We start from the raw sequence: 14,751 nt of genomic DNA, 5'->3' as shown, positions 1-14,751 counted from the left end.
AGCTGGGCTTCATGAGCTTCTTCGTCCGCGCCGTGACCCACGCCCTGAAGATGGTCCCCGACGTCAATGCCGAGATCGACGGCACGGACCTGATCTACAAGAACCACTACGATATCGGCGTGGCTGTCGGGACCGAGAAAGGCCTTGTCGTCCCCGTCGTCCGCGACGCCGACGCCATGAGCCTGGCCGACATCGAAAAGGCCATCGGCGCGCTCGGCAAGAAGGCCCGCGATGGCCAACTCGCCATCGAGGACATGCAGGGCGGCACCTTCACCATCTCCAACGGCGGGGTCTACGGCTCGCTGATGTCGACCCCGATCCTCAACGCCCCGCAATCGGGCATCCTCGGCATGCACAAGATTCAGGACCGCCCCATGGCCATCGGCGGCCAGGTGGTGATCCGGCCGATGATGTACTTGGCGCTCAGCTACGACCACCGCGTGGTCGACGGCCAGGGCGCGGTGACCTTCCTGGTCCACGTCAAGGAAGCCATCGAGGAGCCACAGCGCCTGCTGCTCGACCTCTGATCTAGGTCATTTCGGGGCGCTGGGAACGGCGTGACCCGCCGTGTGGTTGCCCCCTCGACGGCGATCCTGCCGTCCGAACGGGAAATCCATCGTCATGCGGAAGATTCTTCTGACCACGGTTGTGGCCGCGATGGCCGCTGCCAGCCTTTCGGCCTGCAGTTCCATGAACAGCGGATCGCCGAGCGCCTCGACGCCGTCGCCCAGCAACGCCGCGGCCGTCATCCCGGACAAGGACTCGCAGTCGGCGCCCTCTCCGCAGGATACGCCGCGCTAAGCGCCGGAAGACCACGCCCAAGGGGCCGCCGGACGGCTCGCTTCGCCGGAAAAATCCCTATATCTGAGCCCGCACTTTCGCGCGCAGGTACGGGATCCCATGGCTCAGTACGACGTCATCATCATCGGCGGCGGCCCCGGTGGCTACAACGCCGCGATCCGCGCGGGCCAGCTCGGCCTGAAGGTCGCCTGCGTGGACAAGGGCGTGAACGGCGGCGCGACGCTCGGCGGCACCTGCCTGAACGTCGGCTGCATGCCGTCCAAGGCCCTGCTGCACGCCTCGGAGATGTACGACGCCGCCGCCAATCATTTCGGCGAGCTGGGCATCGACGTGAAGCCGAGCCTGAACCTCACCCAGATGATGGCTCAGAAGGCGACCTCGGTCGGCCAGCTCACCAAGGGCGTCGAGTTCCTGTTCAAGAAGAACAAGGTGGACTGGCTGAAGGGCTCTGGCCGGATCGCCGGGCCCGGCAAGGTCGAGGTCGCCGGTCCCGACGGCAAGTCCGAGACCCATGAGGCCAAGAACATCGTCATCGCCACCGGCTCGGAGCCCTCGCCGCTGGCGGGCGTCGAGGTCGATCAGGTCCGCATCGTCGATTCCACGGGCGCGCTCTCCCTGCCGAAGGTCCCCAAGAGCCTGGTGGTGATCGGGGCCGGGATCATCGGCTTGGAGCTGGGCTCGGTGTGGCGCCGGCTGGGGGCCCAGGTCACCGTCGTGGAGTTCCTCGACCGCATCACCCCCGGCATGGACACGGAGACCGCCAAGACCTTCCAGCGGGCGCTGACCAAGCAGGGCATGGTCTTCAAGCTGTCGTCCAAGGTCACCGGCGCCAAGATCGGCAAGTCGGACGTCAGCCTCACCGTCGAGCCGGTGGCCGGCGGGGCCGCCGAGACGCTCACCGCCGACGTGGTGCTGCTGGCCGTCGGCCGTCGTCCGTACACGGATGGCCTGGGCCTGGAAAGCGTCGGGATCACGCCGGACAAGCGCGGCATCATCGAGACCGACCACTGGAAGACCTCCGCCCCGGGCGTCTGGGCTATCGGCGACGTCACCCACGGCCCGATGCTGGCCCACAAGGGCGAGGAGGAGGCCGTCGCCTGCATCGAGACCATCGCCGGCAAGGCGGGCCACGTGAACTACGGCGTGATCCCCTCCGTGGTCTACACCAGCCCCGAAGTGGCCTGGGTCGGCCAGACGGAGGAGGAACTGAAGGCCGCGGGCCGCGCCTACAAGGCCGGCAAGTTCCCCTTCACCGCCAATTCCCGCGCCAAGATCAACCACGAGACCGAGGGCTTCGTGAAGGTGCTGGCCGACGCGGCCACCGACGAGGTGCTGGGCGTCCACATGATCGGGCCGCAGGTCAGCGAGATGATCGGCGAGTACTGCGTGGCCATGGAGTTCAAGGCCGCCAGCGAGGACGTGGCCCGCACCTGCCACCCGCATCCCACCCGCTCCGAAGCCCTGCGCCAGGCGGCCATGGGCGTCGAGGGCTGGACCATGCAGGCTTGACGCCCACGGGCCTGGTCATCCGCCGGGCCGAGGCGCACGAGATTCCCGCCTGCGCCGCGCTCTACGAGCGCGTGCTGCGCGCCACCTTCACCTGGACCGACCCGCGCAGCCACCGCGCGTCGGACTTCGCCGCCGCCGCCCGCCAGGAGGAAGTCTACGCCGCCTTCGAGGACGGCCGTCTGGTGGGGATCGCCGCCTTCCACCGGCGCGCGGGCTTCCTGCACTCGCTCTACGTCGAGCCGCGCGGGCGCGGCGTCGGCAAGGCGCTGCTCGACCACGTCTGCGCCGCCGCCGGCGGCCCCGTCGCCCTGAAAGTGCAGGAGCTCAACCTGCGGGCCCGCGCCTTCTACCGCCGCGAGGGGTTCCGCTTGGAGGAGCGCGGCTGCGACCCGCCGCCAGGCGTCGCCTGGCTGCGCCTGCGCCGCGACATGGCCGCGAGTTAACTTTCCGGGCGCAGCCGGCGGCTTAGCCTCGCCCGTCACCTCCGGAGGCTTCCATGAGCGCGACAGCCCTCCTCCTCGCCGCCGTCCTCGCCCAGGCCCCTCGGCGACCGCTTCGCTCTTCCCCGGCGTCCAGGCCGCCGCCTGCCCGGACCTCAGGCAGGACCTTCGGAAGGTCAGGGAACACATCGGCTGAAACCGGCGGAGCGTCTTCCTGGGCCTCGTCGCCCGCCCCGCGCGACCCTCGACCGGCTGGGCGACCTGCCCAAGGCCAACCTGACCCTGACCGTGCTCCGCAGCGTCGGCGGCTGCGCCGTGTCCTCCACCACCCGCTACGAAGTCGAAGGCGACGGCCGCGCGAGCCGCTGACCCAGGAGCCCTTCTCCATCAAGGGGGAGAAGCTGGGTGAGTTCACGCGTGCGGGTGCGCCTTGGCGTAGGCGCTGAGCAACGCGGCGGCGTCCACCTGGGTGTAGCGCTGGGTGGTGGCCAGCGAGGCGTGGCCCAGCAATTCCTGGATGGCCCTCAGATCCGCCCCCGCCCCCAGCAGATGCGTCGCGAAACTATGGCGCAGGGCGTGCGGCGTGGCGCTGTCCGGCAGGCCCAGCCGGCCCCTCAGGGCCTGCACCGTCGCCTGCACCTGGCGAGGGCTCAGGACCCCGCCGCGCTTGGCCCGAAACAGCGCCTCGCCGCCGGCCACCGGATAAGGAACCCGCGCCAGGTAATCCTCCACCGCCGCCCGGACCGCCGGCAGCACCGGCACGACGCGGGTCTTGCCGCCCTTGCCGGTGATGCGGATCGCCTCGCCCAGGGGGACGTCCGCCACGGTGAGCGACAGGGCCTCGGAGATCCGCAGGCCGCAGCCGTACAGCAGGGTCAGCACCGCGGCGTCCCGCGCCGCCTCCCAGTCCTCGCGGTCGGGATCCAGCGCAGGCTCGGCGATCATGCCCTGCGCCTGGTCCTCGCTGACCGGCCGCGGGACGCTGGGCTTCACGCGCGGCCCCCGCACCAGGGCGATGCCCGGGTTCGGCGTATCCAGCCTGATGTCGCAGAACCGGTGGAAGGTCCGCACCGCCGACAGCGCCTGGGACATCGACCGCGGCGACAGCGGCCGATCGCCCTGCCGCAGGAAGGCGAGCCAGGCTCTGAGCTCTCCGGCGGTGACCCCGCCCAGGTCGGCGAGGCTCACGCCCTCGCCCCGGTGCTGTTCGAGAAAGCCGATGTAGCGCTGGGCCGCGAAGCCATAGGCCTCCAGCGTCCGCGGCGAGGCGCGCCGCTCATGCGCAAGGTGCTGCAGCCAGGCGGCCTGCGCCGCCCGCGCGGTCCGGGCTGTTTCGGCTAGAGGACCGGCCATCGCTCGGCGGTGCGCTCCACCACCCGGGCGATGAACGCGACCAGCTCGGCGCCCATGTCGGCGGTGAAGCCGTGCGGATCGGTCGAGCCGAACGCCAGCAGGCCCTGCCGCGCCGGCTCCCAGATCGCCATCCGCACCAGGGCGGTGGACTGCACCTGGCCGCTGCGGTCGCCGAACAGGCCCAGCGCCGTGGGCTGGAAGCCCATGGCCTCGAGGCGCTGCGAATCCCCCAGGATCAGGTCGACCTGGCCCGCCACCAGCATGCGCCAGCCGGCCGGCGTGCGGCCCGGCCCCTCCAGCGCCAGCGCCCCGGCCACCAGGCCGAAGCGCCGCTGGGCGAGCTCGTCCACCCGCCGCGCCAGGTCGGCGTGGTTGCGGGCCTCCAGGAGGTCGATGACCGCGCCGTGGGTCTGGGCCTGGGCGGCGAAGTTCTCCTGGGCCGTGGCCTCCAGGTAGCGGCGGGCGAAGCTCTCCTCGCGGTGCGCCGCATGCACCCGGGCCAGCGCCGCCGGCCCGAACTCGACCACATTGCCGCCGTCGACCTTCAGGCCCAGCTCGGCCAGCAGGTCCGCATCCCCGCGCAGCAAGGCCGGATCGTCCAGCAGGTAGCGCCGCACCGCCTCGGCCGACGGCTCCCGATCCTCGGCCTTCGCCTGCGTCGCGTCCATGCGTCCCCCGACTAAAGGATCGACTGGCCGGTCTTCGCCCAGTCGCTCATGAATTGTTCAAGCCCCTTTTCGGTTAACGGGTGCTTGAAGAGGTCGGTGAAGACGCCGGGCGGAATGGTCGCGCAGTCGGCGCCGGCCAGGGCCGCGGCGGTCACATGCGCCGGATTGCGGATCGAGGCGGCCAGGATCTCGGTGTCGAACTCGTAGGCGTCATAGATCGCCCGGATCTCGGCGATCAGCGACATGCCGTCGGCGCCGTGGTCGTCCAGCCGGCCCACGAACGGGCTGATGTAGCTCGCGCCCGCCTTGGCGGCCAGCAGCGCCTGGGCGGCGGAGAAGCAGAGGGTGACGTTGGTCTGGATCCCCTCGCGGCCGAAATGGGCGCAGGCCACCAGGCCGGCCCTGGTCAGCGGGATCTTCACCACCACATTGGTGGCCACGCCGGCGAGCTTGCGCCCCTCGGCCAGCATGCCCTCGGTCTCGGTGGAGGCCACCTCGGCGCTCACCGGGCCCTCGACGAGACCGCAGATCTCGGCGATGACCTCCAGCATGGGACGACCCGACTTGGCGATCAGCGACGGATTGGTGGTCACCCCGTCGACCAGGCCGGTCGCGGCCAGGTCCGCCAGGATCGCCGTGTCGGTGGTGTCGAGAAAGAGCTGCATGGATCGGGTCTCGCGGTTGCTTGAGGCGCTTGTAGCGGCACAAGCGCCGCCCCGCCAACGTGACCTGCCGCGCGCGCGCCGGCGGACCTGAATTCCATGCTCCGTATCGCCAGCGTCCTGCTTCCCCTGCCGCTTCCCGAGGCGTTCGACTACGCCGAGCCCGAGGGCCTGCAGCTTGCCCCGGGCGACCAGGTGGCCGTGCCGCTGGGTCCCCGGCTGGTGCGCGGTGTGGTGATGAGCTTGCGCGACGGCGCCGGCGGCAACCGGCCGCTGAAGCCGGTGGCGGGCCTGCTCGACGAGCCGGCCCTGCCGCCCCGCACCCTGGAGTTCGTGACCTGGGCCGCCCGCTATTCGGTGGATGCTCCGGGCCAGCCGCTGGCCATCGCCCTGCGCGGCGCTCGCGCCCCCCGCGCGCGGCCGGAGCGCATCGCCGTCGCCACCGGCACGGTCACCGCCCGGCCGACGCCGGCGCGGGAGAAGGTGCTGCAGGCCGTCCGCGGCGCCGCGCCGCTGTCGCCCGCCGCCCTCGCCCGCCAGGCCGGGGTCACCGCCAGCGTGGTGAAGGCCCTGCTGGACGAAGGCGTGCTGGCGATCCGGCTGACGCAGCGCGAGGCGGCCTTCGCCGAACCGGACTTCGCCCGTCCGGGCTCGTCCCTCAACGCCAGCCAGGCCGCCACCGCCCAGGCCCTGCAGGCCCAGGTCGCCGAAGGCGGCTTCAGCGTCACGCTGCTCGACGGCGTCACCGGCTCCGGCAAGACCGAGGTCTATCTGGAGGCCGCCGCCGCGGCCCTGGCCAGCGACCCCGCCGGCCAGGTGCTGATCCTCCTGCCCGAGATCGCGCTGACCCAGGCGGTGATCGGCCGGGTCGCCGACCGCTTCGGCGCCGCGCCGGCCGAATGGCACTCCGACGTCGCGCCGCCCGAACGGCGGCGGGTGTGGGAGGCGACGGCCGCCGGCCGCTGCCGCATCGTGGTGGGCGCGCGCTCGGCGCTGTTCCTGCCCTTCCGCAACCTGCGGCTCATCGTGGTGGACGAGGAGCACGACGGCTCTTTCAAGCAGGAGGAGGGCTTCATCTACCACGCCCGCGACCTGGCCGTGGCCCGCGGCAAGATCGAGGCGGCGGCCGTGGTGCTGGCCTCGGCCACGCCATCTCTGGAGACTCTGCGCAACGCCGAGACCGGCCGCTACCGGTGGCTGCGCCTCTCCGCCCGCCACGGCGCGGCCCGCCTGCCGGCCATCACCCTGGTCGACCTGCGCGAGACGCCGCCGGAGACCGGCCGCTGGCTCTCCGCCCCGCTGGTGGCGGCCATGGGCGAGACCTTCGCCCGCGGGGAGCAGACGCTGCTGTTCCTCAACCGCCGCGGCTACGCGCCGCTGGTGCTGTGCAAGGCCTGCGGCGAGCGGCTCTGCGCGCCGGACAGCGATTCCTGGCTGGTGGAGCACCGCTATTCCGGCCGGCTGGTCTGCCACCTGACCGGCTTCTCCATGCCCAAGCCGGCCGCCTGCCCGCACTGCGGGGCCAAGGACAGCCTGGTCTCCATCGGTCCCGGCGTGGAGCGGGTGGAGGAGGAAGCCCGCGCCCTGTTCCCGCAGGCCAGGCTGGGCGTCTTCTCCTCCGACACGGCGTTCGACGCCCGCGAAGCCCGTCGGCTGATCGGCGCCATGCAGGAGGGCGAGATCGACATCCTGGTGGCCACCCAGGCGGCGGCCAAGGGCCACAACTTCCCGAACCTGACCCTGGTCGGCGTGGTGGACGCCGACCTCGGCCTGCGCGGCGGCGACCTGCGCGCCGGCGAACGGACCTTCCAGCTCCTGGCTCAGGCCTCGGGCCGGGCGGGCCGGGCCGAGCGGCCGGGCCGCGCCCTCCTGCAGACCTGGGCGCCCGACCATCCGGTGATGCAGGCGCTGGCCGCCCAGGACCGCGACGGCTTCGTGGCCGCCGAGATGGCCGAGCGCGAGGCGGCGGGCCTGCCTCCCTTCGGCCGGCTGGCGGCGGTGGTGGTCTCGGGCCCCGATCCCGTCGCCTTGGAAGCCTTCGTCCAGGCCATGGCGCGCGCCGCGCCCAACGCCTCGGGCGCCGAGGTCTACGGCCCCGCCGACGCCCCGCTGGGGCTGATCCGCGGCCGGCGGCGCAAGCGCTTCCTGGTGCGGGCCGACCGCGGCGTCGACCTCTCGGCCTACATGGCCGCCTGGCGCGCCCGGGTGCGGCCGCCCGGCGCGATCCGCATCGCCGTCGACATCGACCCCTACAGCTTCCTGTAGGCCGTCAGGCCGCCGCGTCTTCCTCGACGGCGGCTTCCACGGCTCGATCCTCCACCAACGGCGCCTCGGGGATCTGCAGCATGATGAGGAAGCCCAGGCCCAGGACGCCCAGGCCGAAATAGAGGCAATGGACGATAGCCGTGGAGAAGCCCTGGCGCACCACCCGCTCCATGGCCTTTTCCTGCGGCGGGATGAGCGCGTTCGGATGGGCCTTGCGAGCCAGCGCCATGCGCTGCAGGTCGCCCAGGTCGACGTGGCGCGCCGCCGCTGCGCCCGACGGCGCGTGGCGGGCCATCTCGCCGGCCAGCGAGGTGGTCAGCACCGCGCCGAACACCGCCACGCCGACCGTCTGGCCGATCTGGCGGACGAACTGGCTGGAGGCGGTGGCGACGCCCAGCTGGTGCGGCGGCATGGCGTTCTGCACCGCCAGGCTGAACAGGCTCTGCCCCGGGCCGAGACCCACCCCCACCACCAGCAGTCGCCACGCCAGGTCGGTGGTCGAGGTGTCGGGCCCGATGAAGGTGAGCAGCAGGACCCCCAGGAAAAATACCGCCCCGCCGCCGATCATGAATGGCTTGTAGCGCCCCGTCCGGGTGACGAACTGGCCGTTCACCGTCGAGGAGATGATCATGCCGCCCATCAGCGCCAGCATGGTCAGGCCGCTGCGCGTCGCCGGCACGCCCTGGCCCACCTGCATGTAGAGCGGCAGGAAGGACGACACCCCCATGAAGGCCATGCCGTAGAAGAACGAGGCGCCGTTGGCCGTGGTGAAGGTGCGGATCCTGAAGAGCTCGAGCGGCAGGATCGGGTCCCAGACCGCCCGCTCCACGACGATGAAGGCGGCCAGCGCCGCGGCGGTCAGCAGGAAGAGGCCGATGATCAGCGGCGAGACCCACGGATGGTCGCGCCCGCCCCAGGTGATGGCCAGGAGCAGCGGCACGAAGATCGCGACGATGAGCGTCGCCCCCAGGTAGTCGATCCGCGCCTCCCGGCGCACCGGCAGGCTGGGCATCTTGAAGAGGATCAGCAGCAGCGAGGGCAGGGCGAACGGGACGTTGACGTAGAACACCCAGCGCCAGCCGGCGATCGTCTGGCCGAACAGGTGGACCGTGCCGTGGTCGGTCAGGAAGCCGCCGATCATCGGGCCGGCCACGCTGGCCACGCCGTAGACCGAGCCGAACAGGCCGGAGAACTTGGCCCGTTGCCGCGGGGGGTAAAGATCGGCGCTGATCGCCAGCGCCGTGGTGAAGAGCGCGCCGCCGCCTATCCCCTGCACGGCGCGGAAGGCGATGAGCTGGGTCATGCCGCCGCCCAGCAGCGGCAGGTGGGCCGCCTCCCCCGCCAGGCCGGCGAGCCAGGCGCCCGCCAGGAAGATGCTGACGCCCGTGAGCAGCACGGTCTTGCGGCCGAGCACGTCGCCCAGCTTGCCCCAGATCGGCACCGTGACGGTGGAGGCCAGCATGTAGGCGGTGGTCGCCCAGGCGTAGAGGTGCAGGCCCGACAGCTCGGCCACGATCCGCGGCATGGCCGTGGCCACCACCGTCTGGCTCATGGCGCTGAGCGCGAACACCACCATCACCGAGATGAGGGTCACGCGCCGGTCGTCGTTGCTGATCGCGCTCAATTCGTTCGATGCGGCGCCCGGACGATGAAATGACCGCCGGCGGACGACCTGTCCCTGGCTCAAATGACCCGGCCCGCGGCTTCCGGCGCCCCAAGGTGCGGGGCCCGATTCGGCGCGCCAGCGTGACGATAGCTTCGTCATAGACGACGGCTGCGCCGGCGGGAGGCTTTTTTCTTACACCGAACGCAAATGGTTCTTATAGCGGGTGCGAATTTCCGTCTGCGCGCCGCGGCGGCGGCGAGCGTCACCGTCGCAACGACTTATTGAAGACCTGCAAGGCACTAAAGGGCTCCGGCGCCCGGCTTGCAGCCTGGGCGCCGACGCGCCGGCCAGGCGCCGATACGGGACGTGAGGACCGCATGACCGACGGCCAGAATATCCGCCAGCTCACCGCCCTGAGGTTCTTCGCGGCCTTCTGGGTGGTGCTGTTCCACTATTGGCCGAAGCTGGCGGCGCCCTCCACTCCGCTGTTCGTGGACAAGGGCTACCTCGGCGTCGAACTGTTCTTCATCCTCTCGGGCTTCATCCTCTGCCACGTCTACCGGACCAGCGTGGAGGACGGGCGGTTCCGTTACGGCGACTTCCTGTGGAACCGGCTGGCGCGGGTCTACCCGCTGCACCTGGCGACGCTGGTCGGCCTGGGCGGCGTGGCGCTGGTCGCCACCGCCGCCGGCATGGCCATCGACCGCAACATCCTGTCCTGGGAGTCGCTGCCGGCGAACCTGCTGCTCATCCACGCCTGGGGCTTTGCGGACGCCGCCGGCTGGAACCATCCCTCCTGGTCTATTTCGGCGGAGTGGTTCGCCTACCTGACCTTCCCGCTATTCGCCTGGGCGGCGCTGAAGCTTAAGGATCGGCCCGCCGTCGCCGTCGTGGCTGCGGCGGCCTTCCTGGTCGGCCTCTACGCCGTCTTCCAGACCCTGGCCGGCTTTCCGCTGACCAAGGCGACCATCAACTGGGGCGCCCTGCGCATCGTCCCCTGCTTCGCCTACGGCTGCGCCCTGCACGCGTTCTGGCGCGCGCGGCCCGCCTCGAACAGGGCCGCGGCCCTGGCGCTCGCCGCCGTTTCGGTCGCAGGCGTCGTCGCCGCGGTCGTTCTCGGGGCGCCCGACGCCGCTATCGTGACCGGTCTCGGAATTGTGATCCTGGCCCTGGCCCGCCTCGCCCAGACCGGCTCGAACCTGTTCGGCGCCCCCCCGCTCGTCTATCTGGGCGAAATCAGTTACTCAGTGTACATGGTCTGCGTGCCATGGAAGATCGTCTTCGTGAATGGAATGGCGCGGTTACTGCAGCTCAAGGACGAACACCTGCCACTATGGCTGTGGTTAGTTTTCTTGTTTACCGTAATTCCACTTGCCGCCGCCTCCTATCACCTAGTAGAGCGGCCGGCCCGCGAGCGCATGAAGCTCATGGCTGAAGCGTGGCGGGTGCGGCGACCTAAGGCCGCACATGCCTGAAAGTCTCTTTTCATCCCGCCACGCGATGTTATCCCTAAGCGCAGTTGGTGCGGGGGAGTATCTCAAGCATGCTTAAGCGGACGAGGGCCGTGCTTGGCTCCCTGGCCGTCGCGGCCGTGATGAGCCTAGCCCCCACCGTGGGCGCCAACGCCGATCCCTACTGGCAGTGCGTGCCCTTCGCCCGTCTGGCCTCGGGCATCCAGATCTTCGGCGACGCCTGGACCTGGTGGCGCCAGGCGTCCGGCAAGTACGAGACGGGCTTCCAGCCCAAGACTGGCGCGGTCCTCTGCTTCAAGCCCACCGGCCGCATGAAGCTGGGCCACGTGGCCGTGGTGAACCAGGTGATCACCGACCGCGTCATCCAGATCAGCCACGCCAACTGGTCGCGCATCGACGGGACCCGCGGCCAGATCGAGAAGGACGTCACCGTCATCGACGTCTCGCCGCAGGGCGACTGGAGCACGGTGAAGGTGTGGTACGACCCGGTCCGCGACCTGGGCGGCACCACCTATCCCACCTACGGCTTCATCTACCAGGACAACGCCTCCAGGCGCACGGCGTCCTCCGGCTTCGCCGTGGCCGAGAACACCGCCATCTCCATGGCCCAGTCCGCCGCCAACATGGCCCAGTCGGCCGCCAGCCAGATGGTCGCCGCCGCCCGTCCCGGCGCCGGTCCGCTGCAGATGCTGAGCCAGGCCGCCGACTCGTCCGACCGCATCGCGGCCCTGCTGCAGGCGGCGCAACAAAGCTCCGAAAAGCCCGCCGCCGAGCGTTGACGGCCCGCGCTCGCGGCTCCATGAGGGGCTGCCGCCGGGAGGGTCCGAATGCTCAAGGTGCTCCGCCGCGACACGCCGGGCCTGGTCGAGGTCCCCGTCGTCCCGGGCTGGGGCCTGCCCGCCGACACCATCTGGGTCGACCTGGAATGCCCGACCCGCGAGGAGGAGCTCGCCGTCGAGCAGGCGCTGCGGGTCGAGCTGCCCACCCGCGAGGAGATGGCCGACATCGAGCCCTCCAGCCGCCTCTACCAGGAGGGCGGGTCGACCTTCATGACTGCCACCCTGCTGTCGCGCGCCGGCGGCGCGCGACCGGCGGAGGCGCCGGTCACCTTCGTGCTGACCAACGGGACGCTGGTCACCATCCGCTACGTGCCGATCCGGGCCTTCACCGTGTTCGCCGCCCGCACGGAGCAGGCGCCCCTGGTCCCCAGCGGCGTGGAAGCGCTGTTCGGCCTGCTGGACGCCGTTATCGAGCGGCTGGCCGGCATCCTCGAGGACACCGCCCTGAAGGTGGAGGAATCCTCCGTCGCCATCTTCGAGCACGAGGCGTCGGAGAGCTTCCGACCCCTGCTGACGGCGCTGGCCTTCTCGCAGTCGCTGGCCGCCAAGACCCGCACCAGCCTGGCCAGCCTCGCCCGCGTGGTGAGCTTCGTGGCGCTGGCCGGGGAGATCGAGAACGACAAGGACTGCAAGGCGCACCTGAAGGCCCTGCAGCGCGACGTGCAGACGCTGACCGAACACGCCGGCTACCTGTCGGGCAACGTGGCCTTCCTGCTGGACGCGGCGCTGGGCCTGATCAACATCCAGCAGAACGGCATCATCAAGTTCTTCTCGGTGGTGGCGGTGGTGTTCCTGCCGCCGACGCTGTGCGCCTCGATCTGGGGGATGAACTTCCACCACATGCCGGAGCTGAGCTGGACGTTCGGCTATCCGCTGGCGCTGGTGGCCATCGTCTGCTCCGGCATCCTGCCCTACTGGTGGTTCCGCCGCAGGGGTATGCTCTGAGCACCCGCGGGATGTGCGAAGCTTCGGCGCCCCGGGAGGAGGCCGTCCATGTCCGACCGTCCGTCGAAAGCGGGCAAGCTGCTGGTCTACCGGCACGGCCTGACCACCCGCATCACCCACTGGCTGAACGTGGCGGCGCTGAGCTTGCTGCTGCTCAGCGGCCTGCAGATCTTCAACGCCCACCCGGCGCTCTACTGGGGCGCCAAGTCGACTTTCGCCCGGCCGTGGCTGTCGATGGCCGCCGAGGAGAAGGGCGGCCGGGCCATCGGCGTCACCACCGTCGCCGGCCACCGCTTCGAGACCACCGGGCTGTTCGGCTATTCGGGCAAGCCGGGCGCGGAGGTCCCGCGCGGCTTCCCCGCCTGGGCCACCATCCCCGGCTACCGCTCACTGGTGGACGGGCGCCACTGGCACTTCTTCTTCGCCTGGATCTTCGTGCTGAACGGGCTGGCCTACCTGGCGGCCGCGCTGGTCGGCGGCCACCTGCGCCGTGACCTGTGGCCCAGCCGCGACCAGCTTTCGCCGCGCCACGTGCTGCACGAGATCGCCACCCACGCGCGGCTGAAGTTTCCCAAGGGCGAGGAGGCCCGCCGCTACAACGTGCTGCAGAAGGGGGCCTACCTGGGCGTGGTCCTGGTGCTCTTGCCGCTTATGCTGGCCACCGGGCTGACCATGTCGCCCGGCTTCGACGCCGCGGCGCCCTGGCTGCCGGACCTGTTCGGCGGCCGGCAGTCGGCGCGGACCGTCCACTTCCTCTGCGCCGGCCTGATCGTGGCCTTTGTCCTGGTCCATCTGGCGATGGTGGTCCTCTCCGGCCTGTGGAACAATCTTCGCTCGATGATCACCGGCCGCTACGCCATCGACGTGGAAGGGGACGCGGCATGAGCGGCCAGACGGACCGGCGCGGCTGGCTGCAGGCGGCAGGCGCGGCCCTGGGCGCCCTGTGGCTTTCGGCCTGCAACAAGCTGAACGACAATCCCAAGGTCCAATCCACCCTGCAGAAGGCCGAGGGGCTGAACCTGCGGGCGCAGCGGGCGCTGCTGACCCGCACGAGCCTGGCCCGCGAGTTCGGGGAGGCCGACATCTCCCCCGACTTCCGGCCCAACGGCTCGACCAACCCGAGCGACCCGGACTACCAGGCCGCGGTGCGGAACGGCTTCGCCGACTGGCGGCTGGTCATCGACGGCCTGGTGGAGACGCCACTGTCGCTGAGCCTGGCCGACCTGCGCGCCGCCCCGGCCCGCACCCAGATCACCCGCCACGACTGCGTGGAGGGCTGGTCATCGATCGGCAAGTGGACGGGCGCCAGGCTCTCTCCCCTGCTCGACCGCGCCGGCCTGAAGCCGCAGGCGCGCTATGTCGTGTTCCACTGCGCCGACACCCTGGAGGAGACCCCCGACGGGACCGGCCGCTACTACGAGAGCCTCGACCTGGTGGACGCCCACCATCCGCAGACCATCCTGGCCTACGCCATGAACGACCGCCCGCTGCCGGTGGCCCACGGCGCGCCGCTGCGCCTGCGGGTGGAGCGGCAGCTGGGCTACAAGCAGGCCAAATATGTGATGCGCGTCGAGGCGGTCGCCGACCTCGCCGCCATCGGCCGCGGCAAGGGCGGCTTCTGGGAGGACCGCGGCTACGAGTGGTACGCCGGGATCTGAGCTCGCTCAGTACGGCGAGGCGACAAGCTTGGCTTCCTCGTCGCAGGCCGCGGCGTCCGGCGCGGGGCCGGCCTTGCGCGCGGCGGCCACCTCCTTGCGGGCGGCCTCCAGGTCCTTGCGGAACTCCGGCGAGCCGTGCAGTGCGGCCACCACGATGGAGGCGTTGGTGCGGCCGGCCTCCACCGCGCTCATGTTGTGCACCCCGCAGACCAGCCGGCTTTCGCCATAGGCCCGCGCGCGCTCGAGGATCGGAACCGACCGGTCAGGCGCGAGCTCGGCCAGGATCAGGCCCACGGTCCAGCCCCAGGTGGTGTGGCCTGAGGGATAGTCGGCGCTGGCCGCCAGGTCGTCGGTCTTCGCCACGCAGATCGGCCCCTCGTCGATCAGGTAGGGGCGCTTGCGCTTATAGAGCTCCTTCGGCCGGTTGGTCGCCCGGCCGACGTCGGGCAGGACCTTGATCACCAGGGCGGTGGTCCTGGGCGCGTTCTGCGGCGTCAGCTCGACGCCCACAGCGCAGGCCATGTCCTTCAGGA

15 protein-coding genes are annotated in these 14,751 nt (G+C 71.0%); 9 read left to right on the top strand and 6 right to left on the bottom strand.

What is annotated here, in order from left to right; all coding sequences use genetic code 11:
- Positions 1–527 (top strand): 2-oxo acid dehydrogenase subunit E2 (locus VGL30_RS04770; RefSeq protein WP_331537325.1); only part of this gene is annotated, 527 nt, incomplete at its 5' end.
- 6 nt (positions 528–533) lie between these two features.
- On the opposite strand, the gene VGL30_RS04765 is transcribed toward VGL30_RS04770, so the two are convergent.
- Positions 534–758, bottom strand: a complete 225-nt coding sequence (locus tag VGL30_RS04765; protein ID WP_331537323.1) for a hypothetical protein — start codon at positions 756–758, stop codon at positions 534–536.
- Between the two features lie 142 nt (positions 759–900).
- On the opposite strand from VGL30_RS04765, the gene lpdA reads away from it, so the two are divergent.
- Both lpdA and VGL30_RS04755 read left to right on the top strand, forming a co-directional pair.
- Positions 901–2,310 (top strand): dihydrolipoyl dehydrogenase, encoded by a 1,410-nt coding sequence (lpdA, locus tag VGL30_RS04760; protein ID WP_331537321.1) that lies wholly within the window; start codon positions 901–903, stop codon positions 2,308–2,310.
- Complete coding sequence (locus VGL30_RS04755) at positions 2,307–2,753, top strand: GNAT family N-acetyltransferase (protein WP_331537318.1); 447 nt, start codon at positions 2,307–2,309, stop codon at positions 2,751–2,753. The genes lpdA and VGL30_RS04755 overlap by 4 nt, the downstream gene beginning before the upstream one ends.
- Before the next feature lie 408 nt (positions 2,754–3,161).
- Here the strand turns inward: VGL30_RS04755 and VGL30_RS04750 are convergent, their stop codons facing one another.
- From VGL30_RS04750 to fsa, 3 genes are read right to left on the bottom strand one after another with little or no spacing between them, the layout of a single operon-like run.
- Positions 3,162–4,103 carry a tyrosine recombinase XerC gene (locus VGL30_RS04750; protein ID WP_331537316.1) on the bottom strand — a complete coding sequence of 314 codons (942 nt, stop codon included), beginning with the start codon at positions 4,101–4,103 and terminating at the stop codon, positions 3,162–3,164.
- Positions 4,088–4,771: a DUF484 family protein gene (locus VGL30_RS04745; protein WP_331537314.1), complete on the bottom strand. Its 684-nt coding sequence runs from the start codon at positions 4,769–4,771 to the stop codon at positions 4,088–4,090. The genes VGL30_RS04750 and VGL30_RS04745 overlap by 16 nt, the downstream gene beginning before the upstream one ends.
- Positions 4,772–4,782: 11 nt before the next feature.
- A complete protein-coding gene (fsa, locus tag VGL30_RS04740) occupies positions 4,783–5,436 on the bottom strand; it encodes a fructose-6-phosphate aldolase (protein ID WP_331537312.1) in 654 nt (217 codons plus the stop codon).
- A gap of 96 nt (positions 5,437–5,532) precedes the next feature.
- On the opposite strand from fsa, the gene VGL30_RS04735 reads away from it, so the two are divergent.
- On the top strand, positions 5,533–7,698 hold the full coding sequence (locus VGL30_RS04735) for a primosomal protein N' (RefSeq protein ID WP_331537310.1): 2,166 nt from the start codon (positions 5,533–5,535) through the stop codon (positions 7,696–7,698).
- 4 nt (positions 7,699–7,702) lie between these two features.
- Here VGL30_RS04735 and VGL30_RS04730 read toward each other — a convergent pair whose 3' ends face one another.
- Complete coding sequence (locus VGL30_RS04730; protein ID WP_331537308.1) at positions 7,703–9,322, bottom strand: MDR family MFS transporter; 1,620 nt, start codon at positions 9,320–9,322, stop codon at positions 7,703–7,705.
- A gap of 359 nt (positions 9,323–9,681) precedes the next feature.
- On the opposite strand from VGL30_RS04730, the gene VGL30_RS04725 reads away from it, so the two are divergent.
- The 5 genes from VGL30_RS04725 (at position 9,682) to VGL30_RS04705 (ending at position 14,218) form a co-directional block, all read left to right on the top strand.
- Complete coding sequence (locus VGL30_RS04725; RefSeq protein WP_331537306.1) at positions 9,682–10,779, top strand: acyltransferase; 1,098 nt, start codon at positions 9,682–9,684, stop codon at positions 10,777–10,779.
- Between the two features lie 68 nt (positions 10,780–10,847).
- The gene (locus VGL30_RS04720) at positions 10,848–11,555 is read left to right on the top strand and encodes a CHAP domain-containing protein (RefSeq protein WP_331537304.1); all 708 of its coding nucleotides are present in this window, start codon (positions 10,848–10,850) and stop codon (positions 11,553–11,555) included.
- A 48-nt stretch (positions 11,556–11,603) separates the two neighbouring features.
- Positions 11,604–12,560, top strand: a complete 957-nt coding sequence (locus VGL30_RS04715) for a magnesium transporter CorA family protein (RefSeq protein WP_331537302.1) — start codon at positions 11,604–11,606, stop codon at positions 12,558–12,560.
- Between the two features lie 48 nt (positions 12,561–12,608).
- Positions 12,609–13,445 carry a cytochrome b/b6 domain-containing protein gene (locus tag VGL30_RS04710; protein ID WP_331537300.1) on the top strand — a complete coding sequence of 279 codons (837 nt, stop codon included), beginning with the start codon at positions 12,609–12,611 and terminating at the stop codon, positions 13,443–13,445.
- On the top strand, positions 13,442–14,218 hold the full coding sequence (locus tag VGL30_RS04705) for a molybdopterin-binding protein (RefSeq protein WP_331537298.1): 777 nt from the start codon (positions 13,442–13,444) through the stop codon (positions 14,216–14,218). The genes VGL30_RS04710 and VGL30_RS04705 overlap by 4 nt, the downstream gene beginning before the upstream one ends.
- Positions 14,219–14,224: 6 nt before the next feature.
- Here the strand turns inward: VGL30_RS04705 and VGL30_RS04700 are convergent.
- On the bottom strand, positions 14,225–14,751 hold a 527-nt coding region (locus tag VGL30_RS04700; protein ID WP_331537296.1), incomplete at its 5' end, for a phosphatase PAP2 family protein.

It is taken from the genome of Phenylobacterium sp. (genome assembly GCF_036502675.1).
Lineage (GTDB): Bacteria > Pseudomonadota > Alphaproteobacteria > Caulobacterales > Caulobacteraceae > Phenylobacterium.
The sequence above is the reverse complement of the archived record's forward strand: the minus strand, read 5'-3'. Positions and strand labels throughout refer to the sequence as shown.

Coding starts and splice junctions, on each gene's coding strand:
- lpdA (WP_331537321.1), top strand. CDS start 901: ATGGCTCAGTACGACGTCATCATCATCGGCGGCGGCCCCGGTGGCTAC.
- VGL30_RS04750 (WP_331537316.1), bottom strand. CDS start 4,103: ATGGCCGGTCCTCTAGCCGAAACAGCCCGGACCGCGCGGGCGGCGCAG.
- VGL30_RS04745 (WP_331537314.1), bottom strand. CDS start 4,771: ATGGACGCGACGCAGGCGAAGGCCGAGGATCGGGAGCCGTCGGCCGAG.
- fsa (WP_331537312.1), bottom strand. CDS start 5,436: ATGCAGCTCTTTCTCGACACCACCGACACGGCGATCCTGGCGGACCTG.
- VGL30_RS04735 (WP_331537310.1), top strand. CDS start 5,533: ATGCTCCGTATCGCCAGCGTCCTGCTTCCCCTGCCGCTTCCCGAGGCG.
- VGL30_RS04725 (WP_331537306.1), top strand. CDS start 9,682: ATGACCGACGGCCAGAATATCCGCCAGCTCACCGCCCTGAGGTTCTTC.
- VGL30_RS04720 (WP_331537304.1), top strand. CDS start 10,848: ATGCTTAAGCGGACGAGGGCCGTGCTTGGCTCCCTGGCCGTCGCGGCC.
- VGL30_RS04715 (WP_331537302.1), top strand. CDS start 11,604: ATGCTCAAGGTGCTCCGCCGCGACACGCCGGGCCTGGTCGAGGTCCCC.
- VGL30_RS04710 (WP_331537300.1), top strand. CDS start 12,609: ATGTCCGACCGTCCGTCGAAAGCGGGCAAGCTGCTGGTCTACCGGCAC.
- VGL30_RS04705 (WP_331537298.1), top strand. CDS start 13,442: ATGAGCGGCCAGACGGACCGGCGCGGCTGGCTGCAGGCGGCAGGCGCG.